The 16,427-nt window shown below is 62.1% G+C and carries 16 protein-coding genes; 3 read left to right on the top strand and 13 right to left on the bottom strand.

Annotated elements, in window-relative coordinates; genetic code table 11:
- Nucleotides 1–151 precede the first annotated feature (151 nt).
- From LRS03_RS04380 to LRS03_RS04405, 6 genes are read right to left on the bottom strand one after another with little or no spacing between them, the layout of a single operon-like run.
- Entirely contained in the window at nucleotides 152–1,300 is a 1,149-nt protein-coding gene (locus tag LRS03_RS04380; protein ID WP_257824062.1) for a site-specific integrase, read from the bottom strand.
- Complete coding sequence (locus LRS03_RS04385; RefSeq protein WP_257824063.1) at nucleotides 1,287–2,756, bottom strand: hypothetical protein; 1,470 nt, start codon at nucleotides 2,754–2,756, stop codon at nucleotides 1,287–1,289. The genes LRS03_RS04380 and LRS03_RS04385 overlap by 14 nt, the downstream gene beginning before the upstream one ends.
- Complete coding sequence (locus LRS03_RS04390; protein ID WP_257824066.1) at nucleotides 2,678–3,964, bottom strand: ATP-binding protein; 1,287 nt, start codon at nucleotides 3,962–3,964, stop codon at nucleotides 2,678–2,680. The genes LRS03_RS04385 and LRS03_RS04390 overlap by 79 nt, the downstream gene beginning before the upstream one ends.
- 26 nt (nucleotides 3,965–3,990) lie before the next feature.
- A complete protein-coding gene (locus LRS03_RS04395) occupies nucleotides 3,991–5,958 on the bottom strand; it encodes a hypothetical protein (RefSeq protein ID WP_257824067.1) in 1,968 nt (655 codons plus the stop codon).
- Nucleotides 5,955–6,398 carry a hypothetical protein gene (locus LRS03_RS04400; protein WP_257824068.1) on the bottom strand — a complete coding sequence of 148 codons (444 nt, stop codon included), beginning with the start codon at nucleotides 6,396–6,398 and terminating at the stop codon, nucleotides 5,955–5,957. Before LRS03_RS04400 ends, LRS03_RS04395 begins: the two co-directional genes overlap by 4 nt.
- Nucleotides 6,388–7,155, bottom strand: a complete 768-nt coding sequence (locus tag LRS03_RS04405) for a hypothetical protein (RefSeq protein WP_257824069.1) — start codon at nucleotides 7,153–7,155, stop codon at nucleotides 6,388–6,390. Before LRS03_RS04405 ends, LRS03_RS04400 begins: the two co-directional genes overlap by 11 nt.
- Before the next feature lie 567 nt (nucleotides 7,156–7,722).
- Between LRS03_RS04405 and LRS03_RS04410 the strand changes: the two genes are divergently transcribed.
- The 3 genes from LRS03_RS04410 to LRS03_RS04420 all read left to right on the top strand — a co-directional run bounded on the left by LRS03_RS04410 (nucleotide 7,723) and on the right by LRS03_RS04420 (nucleotide 9,153).
- Nucleotides 7,723–8,223 (top strand): Fur family transcriptional regulator, encoded by a 501-nt coding sequence (locus tag LRS03_RS04410; protein ID WP_257824070.1) that lies wholly within the window; start codon nucleotides 7,723–7,725, stop codon nucleotides 8,221–8,223.
- 141 nt (nucleotides 8,224–8,364) lie between these two features.
- Entirely contained in the window at nucleotides 8,365–8,736 is a 372-nt protein-coding gene (locus LRS03_RS04415) for a hypothetical protein (RefSeq protein WP_257824071.1), read from the top strand.
- Between the two features lie 126 nt (nucleotides 8,737–8,862).
- Complete coding sequence (locus LRS03_RS04420) at nucleotides 8,863–9,153, top strand: hypothetical protein (RefSeq protein ID WP_257824072.1); 291 nt, start codon at nucleotides 8,863–8,865, stop codon at nucleotides 9,151–9,153.
- Between the two features lie 31 nt (nucleotides 9,154–9,184).
- Here the strand turns inward: LRS03_RS04420 and LRS03_RS04425 are convergent, their stop codons facing one another.
- The 7 genes from LRS03_RS04425 to LRS03_RS04455 form a co-directional block, all read right to left on the bottom strand.
- The gene (locus tag LRS03_RS04425) at nucleotides 9,185–9,463 is read right to left on the bottom strand and encodes a hypothetical protein (RefSeq protein ID WP_257824073.1); all 279 of its coding nucleotides are present in this window, start codon (nucleotides 9,461–9,463) and stop codon (nucleotides 9,185–9,187) included.
- Between the two features lie 303 nt (nucleotides 9,464–9,766).
- Entirely contained in the window at nucleotides 9,767–9,976 is a 210-nt protein-coding gene (locus LRS03_RS04430; protein ID WP_257824074.1) for a hypothetical protein, read from the bottom strand.
- Between the two features lie 152 nt (nucleotides 9,977–10,128).
- Nucleotides 10,129–10,731: a hypothetical protein gene (locus LRS03_RS27010; RefSeq protein ID WP_257824075.1), complete on the bottom strand. Its 603-nt coding sequence runs from the start codon at nucleotides 10,729–10,731 to the stop codon at nucleotides 10,129–10,131.
- A gap of 302 nt (nucleotides 10,732–11,033) precedes the next feature.
- A complete protein-coding gene (locus tag LRS03_RS04440; protein WP_257824076.1) occupies nucleotides 11,034–12,803 on the bottom strand; it encodes a DUF4209 domain-containing protein in 1,770 nt (589 codons plus the stop codon).
- A 23-nt stretch (nucleotides 12,804–12,826) separates the two neighbouring features.
- On the bottom strand, nucleotides 12,827–14,446 hold the full coding sequence (locus tag LRS03_RS04445; RefSeq protein WP_257824077.1) for a S8 family peptidase: 1,620 nt from the start codon (nucleotides 14,444–14,446) through the stop codon (nucleotides 12,827–12,829).
- Nucleotides 14,370–15,059, bottom strand: a complete 690-nt coding sequence (locus tag LRS03_RS04450; RefSeq protein WP_257824078.1) for a hypothetical protein — start codon at nucleotides 15,057–15,059, stop codon at nucleotides 14,370–14,372. Before LRS03_RS04450 ends, LRS03_RS04445 begins: the two co-directional genes overlap by 77 nt.
- Nucleotides 15,060–16,220 (bottom strand): AAA family ATPase, encoded by a 1,161-nt coding sequence (locus LRS03_RS04455; protein WP_257824079.1) that lies wholly within the window; start codon nucleotides 16,218–16,220, stop codon nucleotides 15,060–15,062. It abuts the gene before it with no gap.
- Nucleotides 16,221–16,427: the final 207 nt, after the last annotated feature.

Consider the following 16,427-nt stretch of genomic DNA (forward strand, 5'->3'; position numbering starts at 1 on the left):
CAAAAGCGTGCGCCGTCTGCCGAGATCTCGCTGAAGCCCTTCGGTCGCCCCATACGACGCCCATCAGGGCAAAGGCGCCCACAAGTGCTCCGCCAGCGACCAGTCCCAGAGGCTGCGCCGCTTGTACGTCAGGTTCATCGCGCCCAACAAGTCAGTCTGGTACCCGAGATTGCTTGTCAGCTTCCACGCTTGATAGTCTTCCGGCGCGCGACGACAGTGACGCTCGAAGGCAAGCCTGAAAGACGGCACCGTGCGTTCTTGCAACAAGCGACCGACGCTTGTCTTGCCCGCGTCCAGAGCCTTGCGAGAGGCGAGGCGCAAGACGGCGCGGGCATGCCGCAGTGCTTCGTCGGCTGTGCACCCGACCAGCGACGCGCCATCCTTGCTCAACCCGGGAACCGACGAAGAGGCGGCGACCGACGGTTTTCTGCTTGGCCTTGAGCCACGCTTCCAAGGTTTGGGCCAGAGGAGGCGGCAAGAAGAACATCGAACCGCCACGCGCGTTACTCCGTCCGCAGACATTCAAGTACCAGCACGGGCAGACTCGACTTGGCTGCTCCACATCGGCCTCATCGAGTTCAATCAGTTCCTGCACGAAGAGCCCGCCGTAGTACAGCAATTCGACCACCAGGCGGCCTCTCAAACCGTCAGGACGCTCATCCATCTCTGCCATGGCTCGCCGTACCCAGACCCATTCATCGAGCGTGATGGGTTCTGCCGACTCTCTCACCTGAGAGCGTTGCGCTTTCGAGGCGGAGCCCGCAATGCGGTAGTTCCGGTCGTCCCAGTAGCTGCCCACAAGGAGGTCGGCATAACGCTGTAACCGCATCCAGGACGCGAGCGATGCCACATGGGCCATCGTGGCGTAGAGGCTCGGAATGCTCAGGGGTCCCCTGAACGGGCGCCAGTCGGACGAGCTGCGCTCAGGCGACAGCCTGGTCACCCAGGTGGCGTAGGGAATCGGCGCTAACAGGAAGCGGGCGAACTCGTCTAGCTCGTAGCGCTCGAGCGAGGAGACGGGCTTCTTCATCTGGAACACTGACCAGTTGAGCAGCTTCTCCGCTGCGGAGCGGCGGCCCTTGATCGTCGCGAGGCTTTCCGTGTCATGGTGGATCCATTGCTCGATCGCCTCGAGATCGGTCTGCACGGTGACACGGCATGGCTCTTCGCAGCGGTACTTGCCATTGCGACCGTCCAGGCCCGGTGGGAAGACGAAGCGCTCGAGCGGCGCGATGCCGGTCCACTTCTTCAGTTGTTCGGCCGCCTCCGGATCGGGAGTTGGAGTTTTAGACGGCTTCATCGGCCTCGACCTCCCGTTCGTTTCGGATCACTCGCGCCACCACCAGCCGAAGATCGCCGCTGCACTCGGAGTTGTGTTCCGGCCGCAAGAGCAGGTGCGTGACGCTTTGAGGCCAGGCTTGCAGCTTGATGCTCATGCGTGCCTGCCAGGTCGTGAAGTGCTCGAGATACGTCGCACGACGTGCCTTCGCCGCATCGTCTCGGGCTGTGGCACTGGAGAGCGGGTCGCCGAGGGACGACGTGCAGGCTTGCCAGCGCCGAGCCGTCCACAGGTCCTCCACCAGGCACGCATGCACGAAGTGACCCCAAGTGCGCGCATCAACTCGCCAATCCAAGGGCCAGCAAAGCAAACGTTTGCGCAGTTTCAAACTGCTCTTCGCACGATCGAGGGATCTCCAGCTCCGCTCAAGCGCTTCCGCGACGAACTGTTCTTCGAAGCGATGCCGCCATAGCACCAGAGCATGAAGCTCCGCCGGAGATGCACTCGTGACGGGGACCTTCGCGTCGGTGTTCCAGTCGCTGTAGAACGTCTCGGATGGATCGAGCGTCTCCAGCTCGTGATGCAGACCATGCAAACGGGTGAATCGACGGCGAATCGACTTGTAGACGGCGACGCGCTCCTGCACGTCCTCAGTCGAGATGTACTCTTCCCTCGGGTTCGGGAGTTCGCACGGGTAGTGACGCACCTCGACAGGTGGACACGTTGACGGTTGACCCACGCTCGGTGCCGACGATTCATCGCCGGTTGGAGCCACCTGAGAGAGGGTGCGGAACACAGCCGCACGCAAGTCGCGCTCCGGCTCCGGCGAACGTGGATCTTGGTGCCAGCGGCTGACCTCGGGCCAGCTGATATCCAAGTTGTCGCATCGCTGCAGCTGTGACCACAGCGCGCGAAATGGCCCATCGTCGATCGGAGACGCGCACCGTTCCAGGTTCAGCCCCCATTCCCAGGCCTTGCCGTACGGCCGACCACAGGTGTTGCAGCACATGGGACGCTCGAAGCCCTCTGGCGTGAGCGCGTAGCGAGGGGTGGGTGCTGCGCATTGATGGCAGGCGTCGAGGAGTCGGCTTCCATGCAGCGGGCAACACGCCAGTGCGTCGATCTGATGCAGGGCGCTCTGGAAGCCCACGTCTGCGCATTCCTGACAGAACCGCAGACGCTGGTCGGATGCGACAAGCTGATACCACTTGGCCGTCGCGCGATCGAGCGAGGCTTCCACCAGTGACATGCCAAGCGGAGGTGCGTTGTGGGCGACCCAGGAGGTGTCCAGCAGGCTGTTGCCGTGCACACGCCGCGCATGGCTGGTTCGAAGGCGCCGCCCGAAGAGCAGCGGGCAAAGTTCGGACGGAGGCATCACGTTGATCAGCGTGAGCTTGGCTAGGCGGGTAAAGGGCCCTTCCAGCGCATGCGTCCATCGCTCGCAGCCGACGAGGCCCGATTCGAGAGGGGTGAACAAGGCGCCAGGCTGACCGTTTCGGCCCTTGCGCTCGTTGCGTCCGCCGACGGCCGATGTCGCGCCGTCTTGAAGAGGTAGGTCCATCTTCGCGGCTCCCTCAGCTGACCAGCACAAAGTCTTCGAACTCCGACAGGTGCACGCCCGCCGCCCAGATCTTCGGCATGGGTCAGCAGTCGTTGCGGGTCTGCGGCAGCGGTGAAGAGCACGTGCTGAACCGCAGCCATGACCCAGGTCATGCCCAGGCTTGTCACGGTCTTGCGATGGCGTGATGCCACCGACGAGAAAGCACCCCAAGCGATCTTGGCATGGTGCGCCAGTCGCCAGCCATCGCGAAACGGCCCTGGTGCGTAGAACTCCGAGGTGGCAAGCCCGCTTCCTTCAGGAAAGCTGTGCTTCAACGGATCGTCGAGCGCCGCGAAGATCTCCGCCATTTCGGCTTCCGACGAAATTCCGTCGAAGCGGTTCAAGGTGCGCATGAATCGCATGACAAGGTCCCCGCGGCGGTCGGACAGGAACTTGTCCTTCACGGCCTGGATGGCCTCGGAGGCAAAGATGACGGTGATGAGGGTGATATGTTCATCGGAGCGCAGGAGGTTGATCGCATCACGCAGGTAGGCGTATTCCTCCTCATGCCATTCCTGCCCCTCATCGATGAAAAGCAGGAAGGCTTTGCTATCGGTGCGCTTGGCCATTGCTGCCAGCGTCTTCACGAGCCGATCCTCGAGCTTGGCGACCCGGCCGGAACCGGAGCCGGCGTGCTTGAGCCCATTAAGGACCATCGTCGTCCATCCTCCGCGGGACGGCGTCTTTGAGCCTCGCGCCACCACCAGGCCGGTGGGAAGCTCCGGGAACGTGTTGGCCAGCTGTCTCACAACCATCTCGGTAGCGAAAGTCTTGCCGGCTCGCCATTCGCCGACGAACACCGTCCCAGGCGTTCGGTGAATGATCGCGGTGACGATCCTGTCGTAGACCGCTTTGACCTGTGGTGTTGCGATTTGCAGTTCGTTGTTGGTGAAGGGGTGCTTGGCGTACCAGCGGTCGCGCTCAGGCCCTTCATCAAGGGCGGACTTACGCAGCGACGCACGGGACGGGCCTTGCGTCTTGGGTTCTGTCGAGGGTGTGGACTGGACGTAATCGAGATCAGCGGTGTCGGAATCGGGCACGTTGGCGTCGGTCATGGCGGGGTGTGCGGATTGCTTGGAGGTCATGTGGATCAGGTGGGGTTGAGTCGAGTTCACCAAGCCGGAGGCTTGATATAGCCGGGTAGCGAGGCGCGCGTGGCGCGGTCCAGCGGGCGCGTGGAAGGCGCTGGGGCTGGCAACGCTGGGAGCGGCGCACCGGTCTGGCGAGCCGTGTCGGCAAGCTTCGTGGCGGACGGCGAGACGCTCTTGGGCCGGCTGCGGGCCTCGTCGGCGGCCTTCGCGGCCAGGTGCTCCATGTAGGTCGAGACGTAGCACTGCACGTCCAGCGGGATTTCGCCTGCATGGACCAGCCGCATGATGGTGCGCCGCAAGTCGCGGCTGTGCGGGGTTTGCGCCCATCGCTTGTCGAGCACCGTGAGGGTGCCAAGGCACTGTCCGTCAGGCGCAAACGCCGTCACCGTGCGCATGTCCTTCTCGGGGATGTGCACGCTGCAGTGCTGACCGACGGACTCGAAGCGGCGCTTCAGGTTGTCGTTCGTGTATTTCACATGATCGATCTGGATGTACACCCCGGCGGCGCTACCGCGCTTGAGGCGCCCTGCCACGCGCAGGTTTTCCACCGTGATGCCGAGTGCCGGCGACAAGGCTGAGACAGGCGGCGCTGTGCGGGGAAGGCACTGATGGGTCTCCATGTGACGCCGGATGACGTCCAGCGGCGATTGATGGCCGAGCGAAGCCTTGGGCGTGGCGTTGTAGTTGGCGACCGCCACATCGAAGAAGTCGAGCAACTCCTCCCAAGTCGCCTTGTGCTTGATCGCCTGGGCGGCCGCATCCTTGCGCATGGGGTCGCCCGGGCCGGTGCCCGTCCCAAACGGCAAGGCCTGAATGCCAAGCGCCTCCAAACTACCGAACAGGCGCTCGACAAAGCCGTTGTTCCACCAAGAGCCCACACCGCCGAAGCTGACCATGCAACCGAGCGAGCGGCGCATACGCTCGGTGACTCGGGTGCTGAAGTGCACCGCGGCGTTGTCGAACACCACGACGGACGGGCGAACCGCGGTGAGGCCCTCGATCGTGCCCACCGGAAAACCCGCTCCGTCGATGTATTTGAGCCCCTTGATGCGGATCGCCCTGGGCGTCCACCGAGTGGAACAGGCAACAACGGCCTCCTCCACCACCGCCGAGGAGATCTCCGTGGTGATGGACACGGTGTAGCCGCAGACTGCCGTGCTTTTGCGTTCGACGACCGGGTAGAACCAGATGCGCTTGATGGGCACGATCTGTGGTCCGACGGGACCCTGCAGCATCAACACGCCGACACAGTCGAACTTGTGCGCGTCGGCACCGACCACGTCGAAGACGGTCGAGAAGAAGTCGAATGAGTGATGGCCGGTTTGCAACGACAGCTGGGCCGCTGCGGTTTCTCCGTACCAGGCCCTGATCGCCTTGGTGTCGAGCGCCAGGAACTTGCGGGCGTATCGCCGTACAGACTGGCGAGCCTTGTCCGGGAAGTTGAGCGGATAGTCGTTGTCCGTGAGGTGGCCGATGGTGTAGCAAAGCTTGAGGAACGCTGCAGCGACGCCCTTGAAGGACGGCTTGGAGGGGATCGCACTGCCGCTGCCGCCACCCTTGCGAATGAGATCGTGAAGTGCCTCGCGAAGCTTGGGGTGCTCCTGCAGAAACTTCTCGAAGGCGCCGGCACCTCCCTTGTTCGCGTCGCCGTTTGGTACTGGCAGCGGCGCGCGTCGCGTGTAGGTGGACACGCGGAGGTTCGCGATCAGCCCAGCCCACCCATACGGCTTGCCATCGGGTCTGAGCGTGACGCACCGCGTCACCTGGTCCAGAAGAGTCTGTCGGGCACAGTCGGCAAGCTTCGCGCTCTCTACCAGCTTGCCGGTGTCCAGATAGTGGCGAATCGCCGGCACGAACCGCCAGAAGCGGTCCTTGTCCTCATCGCTGATTTGGATCTTGTCGGCCGCTTCCCACGTGCTGTGATCCTTCAAGGCAAGCGGGATCCTCTTGAAGCTGGTGGTACCGCGTTTAGGGCAGCCGCTGCTCATTTGCCGCCCTTGCGAATCAGCTCGAGGAGTACCTCGCGTAGCTTGGGGTGCTCTTGCAGAAACTTCTGGAAGGCGCCGGCGCCTGCCTTGTTTGCATCCCCGTTCGGCACTGACGTCGGCTCCCGTCGCTCTTCAGTTGACACGCTGAGGTTTGCGATCAGTCCGGCCCACCCATACGGCTTGCCGTCGGGTCTGAGCGTGACGCAACGCGCGACCTGGTCCAGGAGAGTCTGTCGGGTGCAGTCGGCCAGCTCGGCGCTCTCTGCCAGCTTGCCGGTGTCCAGGTAATGGCGAATCGCCGGCACGAACCGCTGGAAGCGGTCCTTGTCCTTATCGCTGATTTGGATCTCGTCGGCGGCTAGCCACGTGCTTTGATCCCTCGAGGCGAGCGGGATCCTCTTGAAGGAGGTGGCGCGGCGGCTCATGCGGCTATTGCTCATGCCGGACTCCTTCCAGCTTGTACAGGCGCGAAATGGGCGACAGAGGCAGATGAGTGAGGTCGCTGTCCAATTGACCGCTCAAGACCAGCTTGCTCATCGCAGCCAAATAAAGGGCCTGGGCTGGGGAGGAGTCGAGGGCCATCACATCGCTTGCTGCTATCTCCCCGTTGGCGGCCACCAGCGCCAGAATCTTCTTGGACTCTTCGAGGAGCGGCCATTCCCTCGCTTGCGCGAGCCACGACACCATTCGCAAGCTGTTGTGGATGAGTTGCGGCTTGAGCCGGTTCTCTTCCCATATCCACTTCTCGTAGCGATCCGGCAGGTCGGGATGCGTCTTGTGGGCGATCAGGCGATTGAGGTTCGCTTCGATGACGTCGTGCTTGTCACCGGGGTTCTCTGCGCTTATGTGGCGCCACACCTTAGTGCCATCACGCAGCTTGATGCTCGCGTGAATAAACTCGCCCAGCTCATCGCCGGCGATTCCCTTGACCTTGTCCCGCGGGGCATAGTCCACCTCGACGATCCGCGCGTTGTACTCGACCGTGAGGAAGTGGCCAAGCTCGGCATGCCCCATCAGCACGACGTCACGTCGGCACTTGGGGCTGTAGTGATAGTTCAGCGTCCCTCGGGAATGTCCGCGGGCATCGTAGGCTTCGGCGAGCCTTCCGCGCATCTGGGTGCCTAGACGCGCTTGCTTCTCCGAGCTTCTGGCTTCGGCCTTTGCCTCAGCCGACTTCGTGGGAGATTTCTTCGACATTGCGATCCTCGAATGAAAGGAGGAGTCGCGCTGTCAAACCGGGGTGACCAAACCCTCGATGTGCTTCATGCAAATTTTTATGCCGTTCGCCGCGGCGCATGTAATGCATCGCGTGAGCGAACAGGGCCCATGACGCTTTTGGCACCATGTGTTCTCGCGTTCGCTGAGATGCAATGTTCTCAACGTGGCGCGAAACTTACGATTTCGTAAACTTTGGGCGGAGGACTCCCTCCGCTGTGTTGACACGGCGTCGGGCGACGCCTAATCTGCACACATCGTTCTTTGCGAAAAGGGGCGATTCGGGGTCAATAAAGAGGGGGTCGCGCTAACGGCCTTCCTCTTTACCCGGTTTGTTTCAGCGCTAAAGCCTCACTGGTTGCTAGAGTGGATTGCCAGTAAACAGGCGCGCGCACAGCGCTGTCAATGCCAGTCGGCGTTTTAGGTCCAAAGTAGTCTTCAGTCGCCCTGTTGTGTCGCAAATCTCGTTGCATTTGCGAGACGTGCTGCTGCAATTGATCGCTTAGTCCCGTCTGCGGGCACTTGACGGATCACGGCGACAATGAAGGCGTGAACACGCCCATCTCCCCTGCCCTTCACAAAGAGCGGTCGACACGTCAGCGCGGAGCTATCCGCATGGCGATCGAATCGGCTGGACGCCCCCTCAACCCTCACGAGATCCTGGACGAGGCACAGCGGGACGTGCCCGAACTAGGCATTTCGACGGTCTACCGCACGCTCAAGCTCTTGCTCGAAGCGGGCGAAATAGACCTTGTGATGTTGCCCGGTCAGGTCGCGCGCTACGAGGCGCCACGCATCGGACCCAGGCACTACTTTCTGTGCAGATCGTGCCAGCGAGCCTATGTTCTGAAGGAGTGCAAGCTGGATGTCTCGAAGGTCCGGCAGCACAGCGTGGAAAGCCATGAGGTGACCCTGCATGGCCTGTGCTCGCAATGCAAGCCGGGCCGGAAGAAGAACTCAAGGGACTTCCCAGGCGATCTGCAGTCACATTTCCGGCTGCAAGGCATTCGGACTGCCACGGTACGTCGAAACACTGGCGCTTCTCGCTAGGCGTTCAGTGAGGGGGAATCGCGCTCCAGCGATTGTTCAAAGAGTTCAACGGCAGCACCGCGCGTGAAGCGGGCCATCAAGCCCCTTTTTCTCTTCCGCCAGCGAGCGACGAGCGCATCGAAGTGCGTAAAGGATCAGCCCATGGACCCGCATCGTGACCCGGATTCCGGACTGCTTTACGTCAGCGCACCAGGCTTCCACGTCGTGGCCGTCGATCAAGGCAGTGATGAGGCATTGAACAGTGCCGTTTCCCTGGTCGCGAGACTTCGTGGCGCCAATCCCTTGGACATTGGCATGCTCGCGTTCGACGACGAAGTTCGGTGTCCGGCGGCATTGGTGAATAGTTTGGCTGAGCTGTCCATCATGGTTTCCCGTTCTCGCGCCGAAAGTGCGCTCGCCAAAGCACATGTCGAGATTGCAAGATACCTCGATCTCCGTAAGCAGGGCGACGACAACATGGCCAGATTCATGCAGTCCATGAGCATGGCAGGTGGCCGATTCCGCACCGACTAAACCGGGCTAGTGCCTAAAGCGGCGTCGATCCGCCGAGGCAACACGCGCCAGCACGACGGGTGCACACTTCAGCTTGGCTTGGAGGGCTCGTGTGCGCGTCACTTGGCGTTGTCGACATGACGACGTGTGAACGGTGCGGTGTTCCATTTCCTGACAACCTCCGAAGAGCGTGAAGCCTACGTCCAAGCGGTGCTGCGTGCGGTCAAGCCAGGCGGTCACGTCATCGTGGCGACGTTCGCCGAGGATGGCCCAGAGAAATGCAGTGGCCTGCCCGTGATGCGCTACAGCGCCGACGGACTTCATGCGCAGTTCGGTGCTCCGTTCACGCTACTTGAGCAGGAACGTGAAGAGCACCACACGCCGTTTGGCACCGTTCAGAAGTTCATCTACTGCCTGTGTCGCAAGAATCAGAACTGATCGCAGGCCTCGGCCACGAATGGCGTTCCGCCTAACCCGGAAACATCTTGCCACGCGGCTGGGATTCACTCCCGAGCGACCAGAAGGTTGCGCCCGCGACTGGCCGGCGTGCCCATTCCCGGTCGTGCAACAGGTGGTTCGAGTCAATCCCGAACGAGTGCAGCCGCTCGGACAGCAACCGGGACCTCGCATCGAGACGGTCGCGTGTCTTATCCCGTAGGTCAAGGGTTCGAAGCAGGTTCAGTACCTGCCGGAATTCCTCCGCCGCGTTCAGCACCTGCAGCGGGGCACCATCGAAGTTGATTGCCATGGAAGCACTCCTATCGCCCATGAACATCCACGAAGACACCTCTGTGCCTCGTGACCTGGTGAGATGGATGGGCGCAGCTTCGTGCTGCTTGGAATGCTATTCGGCCAACTGCATTGGCTCTTCTTCTTCGCGATCCACGCTGTCAGTGTCAGCTCTGTGCCCCTGAGGCGTCAATGGGCAGCCGCCCCGGACCAGATGTCCGCGAAATTCCTGCCGCGGCGAGCAGAGTGAGATCGAGGCTTGGCAGACCCGGAACTGAAGTGTCAAGGCGAGCGAGCCAAATGGCGAAGGATCAGTGCCTCACTACATCTTCGAGCGCCTGACCTCTTCGCGTAGCCTGGAAAGCTCTTGCTGCAGTTCCTCGATGGCTTCGACGCTGATCCGAACGAAAGTTTCTAGCCTATTGATTGCAGCAGTAACCATCACGTCGCCGCCCTGTCCACCGGCGGCTTGACGAACCGCGTGCACAAGCTCCTTGCCCGCTTGCTGAGGGGTTTGCTTCTTCAGGTCCATGGTGGATGCCAGCTATGGTTGGTTGATGGAAACGGGGGTGGGTCTGGATCAGGCTCACATTGCTCTGCGTTCGTCGTCAGACCCATCGCCGCTGCCAGATCCCGGCGCTAGGCCAAAAATCAATCGGCGCATCCGTCCCGGACTGCTTTTCCTCAAGCTATTCGGACGGCCGACACTGGGTCTATCGCAGCAAGTTGAGTAGGAGGCCGGTCACCGCCGCCACGGCGTGGAGAAGTATGGGCGCCCATAGAGTGCCGCTGCGAATTCGCACCCAAGCAAATATCAATCCAAGTACGCCAAGCAACACAAACGTTGAAGGGTACATGTACGAATAATGAAAGGCGGCGAACGCGGCTGCGGTCGCCAGCCCGCCAAAGGCCGCCCAAAGCCAACTTCTCTGCACAGGAAACAATTCCAGTAGGAAGCGACGAAAGAAGAGCTTCTTCCCAAATTGGTGCGAGCACAACGGCAGACAGAAGCAAGCGAGACCAAGCTCCAATGCCTTCGGTGGCACGGATCTCCATCATCTTGGGCTCTACCGGCACATCAAAAAACATTGCATGTGCGAATGCAACGACGTGGATCGCGATGACACCGAGACTTCCAGCCGTGGCGATGCGCCCTGCCCTGCCTAACGCGCCGGTTGAGCTAATCGGCGTGTCGCTGTTGAAGTAGTGGTGCAGGGACAAGAGGATCAGCACGGCGGCCGCTTGAAAAACAACCTGCTGCGCCGGCTTGTCGAGGCTGTTTCCCACGAGTGCTGACGCCACCGACCAAACGAGCAATAGACCAACAACGGCGCATATGCCCGCACGCAGGCCACGCCAACTCCCCTTCGATATTGCCGCATCCATCTCTGCTCTCCTCCGCTCAACGATCAAGTCAGTCTAGTTGCCCGCAAGCAACCGATGAATGACTTCCTCCCGGCCGTTGCGTGACTTCAACATGTACGTAGTCGGGATGAGGCGCGAGGTCACGCGCTGCAATAAGGCAGTGCTGGAGCCAGCTAGAAGTTTGGAGCGTCCACACTATCCTGTTGCACCAAATGTTCGAGCAGTCAAGGCAAAAGCCCGGGCAACAACGCATAGCGCAGCAACAGCCACCACGCATAGAGAGGCTGGGTCGAATAGCACCCTTCGTCAGTCAAAAGGCCGTGCGAGGCCTCGTTGCGCAGGTTGCTTCCTATCGCCTCCGTCAGTAGGTCTTGCATCTCCAGTATTCCGGCTTGACCGAACGCTTTGACGGCCTCAGGCATTTCCAAAAGTGGACCCAAGGGCTTCTCCTGCTGAATGCGTTCGGCGTCCAGCATGGTCGTTGCACCGCCTTGGGCCTTCACAACGTGCCGCACCAAAGCTTCTATCTGGATCGGTACGAGCGTCGCGGCCACTTCCATGTCCAGATAGAAGCCAGCGATCAAGGCGCGCACGACGGTGCTCGTGTGATCGGAAGGGACCCAGGGGCTTGCCGAAACCAGAGCGAGGAGGTCCTGTGGGGTCGGGGCATGTAGCTCCACGACTCGGCGCCGAACCGGATTGATCACAACCTGAACCAGCATGCTCCTGCGCTCGCCAGCCAGCCTGAAGACCCGTCCCCTCAAGCCCGCGTCTTCGATGTTTGTGGATGCCGGTTCGAGGGCGGGTAGCTTCGCAACGACCTGACCCCTGGCATTGATGATGTCCATGGGCGCCAGCGAGCCCAGCACTTCCTTTTTCGCCCTCTCGTGGACCGCTGATATCAGGTCGGTTACCAAAGGCGGCTTGCTCATCAACGCGAATGTGATGATGGCGTCGCGCATCGGTTTGCCATCGATCGCCGCGAGGGCTCGTTGAACATGCTGCGAAGCGTCTTGCTCGACCCGAAACCCCTGAAGCTCGTCCACCGACGACTTCTGCAGTTCAAGCACTCGGCTATGAAGAGCATCGATCCGGTCTCTTCCGCCTCCTGCCTGACGCAGCATGTTCACGGCTTGCGAGAGGATCGAGCTTGCCGCGGCAGCGCCTCTGCCTTGTTGATGCGCGGCCTCTGCTTCACTGACCAACGACTCGGCAGCCAGACGATTTTGGGACTCTCGGTTGACCTCGTCGTTCGCCGCCTGGTAGCAACGCGCGGCGAGCTCGTGCAGGTCTTTGGCGATCCAGAACTTCCCCTCTTTGTGGTGTCGGGCGGCAAGTCCTTCGGCCACGGCGGCGTAGCTCGCAGGTTCCCCATGCCCGCTGTCCAAGAGAAACGGCACCAACTTCCAGAGCACATGCTGATGTGGCGGTACGGGGCTGAGCAGCAGTGCGTCGACGGCTTGAAGAACCTGCGCGCGTTCCGCGAGGGCTCCTCGCCCAAGGCTGGTTGCCAGGCGGAGCGCGCGCTCGTACCGCTGCGCGACCAGGACGTCGGAAACCTCCGCGTCGCCGAGTTGTCCTGCAGCTTCAACGTAGGCGCCGATTGCAGCTTGAGCGGCCTTGAAGTCGCGCGCCTGGAGCCAGATCACGTCGAGGAAGCGGCTACGCAGCTCGGCGTCGTTCAGTGCAAGAGCCCACGGCGTCAGAGACTTCAGCCACTCCTTCGGGAGATCCGTCGGGATCATTGACCGATGGTCGTCGATTTCCCACAGCGCGCCGAAGGGCTCATTGGGTGACCACGGCCGAAACGCCATTGACAGCACTTGCACCACGAAGCGCAACGTGGACTTGATCGCCTCATCGTTCTCTTCGTCCAGCGCCTTTGTCAGCGCCATAGCGTATGCATGGCACTCCCTTGCCGCGACACCGTCAAGACGGCGCTCCAGGTCCAGGCTTGAAATGCTTTCAGGTGTCAGAGCAGAAACATCGAACATGTGTGAGCTGGCTTTTGGCAACCTCAGGTGTCGAGTTGCAAATTGACGGCCGGTTGCAGCGTTTCCAGCACTGCATGGGCCTGGAGGATCTGCTGGTGAAGGTCGAGATGGCGAGGCGCATGTACGGTGATCACCAGCGCATACGGAATGCGTTCTGCGCCGGTGGCAGGCGCGCCTGAGTCTCTGGCGTTGTAGTGGACGTCGAACACCGACCCCTTCAAGCTCGAGCCGCGGAATGTGTGGGACGAGTGAAGCACGGTTTCCCATTTGTTCAGGTCGGCCCGCTGCTCCGCCTCGGTCCGCCACTCGTTGGACGGGAAGAAGCTGTAGGTGTTGGCGTGGGCCGCACCGTCCTTGCGCTTGTCCGCATGCGGGCGGAAGGTGATTGCCAGTCCGGCTTTCGTGTACGCACTGGCATCTTGCGGGTCCACGGGGCAGGCGTAGCAGAACGTCGCGGTGAGCGTCACCATTCCTGCCAGCGGCGCGAGAGGCAACGGAACCGGCATTCGAAGTAATTTTCCTGGGCGCAGCTCGCCTTGGTAGATGATCCGGGCGGCGCCATCGTCGCTTGTGATCAGGTCCATCACGTCGGTGGGCACTTTGCCCCAGCCGACGGATTCGGTCCCGTCGAAAACGCTCGCCTCGCAGCCGTGGATCAGGAGCGCCTTCGTCGTCAGCGGAAAGAGGTCACTGCCGAGCACTGCGCGGATGCCCACGGCGGCTCGCAATGCCAGGGGCGCCGCGAAGCTCGTGCCGAGCGTCGCCGACAAATCAGGGCGGGCTCCGGGGGCAACCACGTGGAAGTATTCGTGCCCTGATCCCCCAAACGCGACGACATCGGGTTTGCGTCGCCCCGGGCTGCGACCCGGACCAATGGCGCTGTAGTCGGCACGTTCCCAGCCGGCGCTGCTGCGGTCAGCAGCCCCGACAGCGAGCGCATTCACCGAGTCGGCGGGCACCTGGATGCGGTTGAGCCTGGCCGCCGCATCGGCGGTGCCATTGTTGCCCACGGCCACGCTCAGAAGCGTGTTGCCGTCGCTCAAGATCTCGTCGATCACGGCCGTCCAGGCGTGCACCTCGTGATCTTCCACGCACAGGTCAGGACCCATGCTGAGGTTGACGAACTGGTAGGTGCGCGAAATCAGGATGGTTTCGATGTGACCGAGGGTGCGGTACAGGTCGTAGGGGTCCTCGGTGTCCGACACCGAGTCGAGCACACGGTGGTGGTCGACCGCGGCAAAGGGCCGGGGTGCCTGGCCACCGGGTGGAATCGGCCCGAACAGCAAGGCGGACGTCACGCCCAAGCCGTGGGCCAGGTACTCGTCGACCGGATCAGCATCCTCGTCGGCTTCGAAATAGCGCCGCACGAAGCGGTCGAGGATGTGCGTTTGCGGCAGCCCACCATCCAAGACGGCGACCCGTGGCTCGCGACTGAGGACATCGCCCTCGGGCAGCCGAAACGGTACGGCCACGGGGCTCGTGCGCAGCATCGGTCGAGCCGCGCGCAGCTTGGGCATTGGGCGCACCACACGCATCAGAGAGAACTGCGCGAGCTCTTGCAGCCGATCAGCGTCGCCTTCGACCGGCACGAACAGCAGCCTGCCGGCGTCGAAGCGGAAGTGCGGGTTGAGTCTCGAAGCCACAGGTCTTGGCGAACGCGGCAAACACCTCACGCAGTCGATCCGTGGTTGCCACCGACGGCACGTGCAGCCCGACCTCGAACACGCCTTGACGGCTCGGAATGCGTTCAAGGTCGGCCGCGCCTCGGACGCGGTTGTCCGCTGTGAGCGCCTGAAAATCTTCGATCTGCGCAAACTCCGCCGCCTCGCGCGAACCCTCCGTCAAGTGCGCGGCGAAATCACGGAACGCGCGCATGGCCGAGCGACGCCCTGCCACAAACAGCTGCGTGGTATCGGCCTCGGGCGGTGCATTGGCGCGCGTGACTCGGCGCGGTCGGATGCGCTCGCTGCGACTGCCGAGCGACTCAAGCCCCGCCGTTTGCAGCAACTGCCTTGGGAAATATGACTTGGCAAGGTAGGCCGGGTGCAACGTCACCAACGCCACTGCGATGTCGCCTGGGCATGCCTGCGGCGGCAAGCGATCGAACTCATGCGTCGCCTCATCGATCTGGGGCAACAGCGCTGCCTTCGCCTGTGCGAGCGTGTACGGGTGGTTCTTCTCACCCGGCTCCTTCTTTGGCGCTCCGATCGGATAGGTCAGCAACTCACCTTTGGCGATGATGTAGCGGGTAGCCATTTATTTCATCCCCCTTCCCCGCCGCGGCGACGGCCCGGCATGCTTTCGAATCGTGTCGCGCGCCACACCGGTCAGCCGGCTGATTTCCTGGTGGGTGTGCTGCCCCGTGCGGGCCATTTGCACGGCGAGCTCGAGGCGCTGCGCTTTGCTGAGCTCGCCGGCGCCCTCGCCCACTGCTTGGCGTACCAGGGCCTCGAGTGGCGTGTGGTTCAGCGCGTGGGCGCGTCGAAGGGACGCAACAGTGCGCTCTACGTCCGACAGGGACTTGCCCTGCAACCCGGCGGCAAGCGTTTCCACCCAGGACTCGAGGTCATGTAGGTCCTGGCCAAGGTACCGACGAATCGCCACGGCGGTGGTGGCCGCCTCCGGTGCCGTGAAGGTCAACACGGCGTCAAAGCGACGCCACAGTGCCGGGTCCACCAGCTCGGGATGGTTGGTGGCAGCTAGGAGCAAGCCGGTGTCCGGCCATTGGTCGACCTCCTGCAGGATCACGGTGACCAGGCGCTTGAGTTCACCGATGTCGGATTCATCGCTGCGTCGCTTAGCGATCGCGTCGACTTCGTCCAACAACAGGACAGCAGAGCTTGCTTTTGCGTGGTCCAGTGCAGCGCGAAGATTGCTGCCGGTCTTGCCCAGCAGGCTACTCATGACCGCGGTGAGATCTAGCACCCAAAGAGGCTTGTTCAGCTGATGGGCGATCCAGCGCGCCGAGAGTGTCTTGCCCAAGCCGGGCTCCCCGACGAGGATGGCGGATCGGGTGGGCGAAATGCCCCGGGCGAGCAGTGCATCGCGTTGCTTGCGCTCCAGCACGATGGCCTCGATCTGCTGCATCAGCTGTGCCGGCAGAAGAGGCGGCTCCATGCCGCCGAGATCGTCGAAGACCTTGATCAGCTCAAGTCGGGCGTCTCCTGCATGCGCAGGTGGAGCGGTGAGTTCACGGCGCAAAGGCGAGGCGCCCGCCGCCCGCGTTTGGGTGGCTTTCAGGCTCTGGTCGAGTTGTGCGGCGAGCTGTGGATGCTGGCTTCGGTACTTGCGCACCAACCGAGCGAGCAACAGGCGCACGTCTTCGTACGACTGGGCAGATGCCAGGCGCGCCAATGTGGCGAAGTCTGATGAAATCTCGTCAAAATCTTGTGTCACTGCGGTACTTCCGTCATCCATTCCATTGGAGCCAGCGGCTCAAGAATTGACGAAGTTTATGACGAAAGCGCGGGATTGGGAACCATCAGCCCGAATAGTCTGTATAAATATACAGCTATTCCGGCAGGCCTCAGCTCAGGCTTCAGGCCGCGCGCTTGATGCGAGTTTTAGACCTTGCATCACGCCTCGGCTAGGCGGAGCCTCGTGCCACTTGGTTGACCGTCGATC

It is taken from the genome of Rhizobacter sp. J219, from assembly GCF_024700055.1.
Lineage (GTDB): Bacteria > Pseudomonadota > Gammaproteobacteria > Burkholderiales > Burkholderiaceae_C > Rhizobacter.

Bases quoted from the DNA above. Each gene is read 5' to 3' on its own strand.
- LRS03_RS04390 (WP_257824066.1), bottom strand. From the start codon at position 3,964: ATGACCTCCAAGCAATCCGCACACCCCGCCATGACCGACGCCAACGTG.
- LRS03_RS04415 (WP_257824071.1), top strand. From the start codon at position 8,365: ATGGACCCGCATCGTGACCCGGATTCCGGACTGCTTTACGTCAGCGCA.
- LRS03_RS04405 (WP_257824069.1), bottom strand. From the start codon at position 7,155: ATGTCGAAGAAATCTCCCACGAAGTCGGCTGAGGCAAAGGCCGAAGCC.
- LRS03_RS04450 (WP_257824078.1), bottom strand. From the start codon at position 15,059: ATGGCTACCCGCTACATCATCGCCAAAGGTGAGTTGCTGACCTATCCG.
- LRS03_RS04430 (WP_257824074.1), bottom strand. From the start codon at position 9,976: ATGGACCTGAAGAAGCAAACCCCTCAGCAAGCGGGCAAGGAGCTTGTG.
- LRS03_RS04455 (WP_257824079.1), bottom strand. From the start codon at position 16,220: ATGGATGACGGAAGTACCGCAGTGACACAAGATTTTGACGAGATTTCA.
- LRS03_RS04425 (WP_257824073.1), bottom strand. From the start codon at position 9,463: ATGGCAATCAACTTCGATGGTGCCCCGCTGCAGGTGCTGAACGCGGCG.
- LRS03_RS04395 (WP_257824067.1), bottom strand. From the start codon at position 5,958: ATGAGCAGCGGCTGCCCTAAACGCGGTACCACCAGCTTCAAGAGGATC.
- LRS03_RS04380 (WP_257824062.1), bottom strand. From the start codon at position 1,300: ATGAAGCCGTCTAAAACTCCAACTCCCGATCCGGAGGCGGCCGAACAA.
- LRS03_RS04400 (WP_257824068.1), bottom strand. From the start codon at position 6,398: ATGAGCAATAGCCGCATGAGCCGCCGCGCCACCTCCTTCAAGAGGATC.
- LRS03_RS04440 (WP_257824076.1), bottom strand. From the start codon at position 12,803: ATGTTCGATGTTTCTGCTCTGACACCTGAAAGCATTTCAAGCCTGGAC.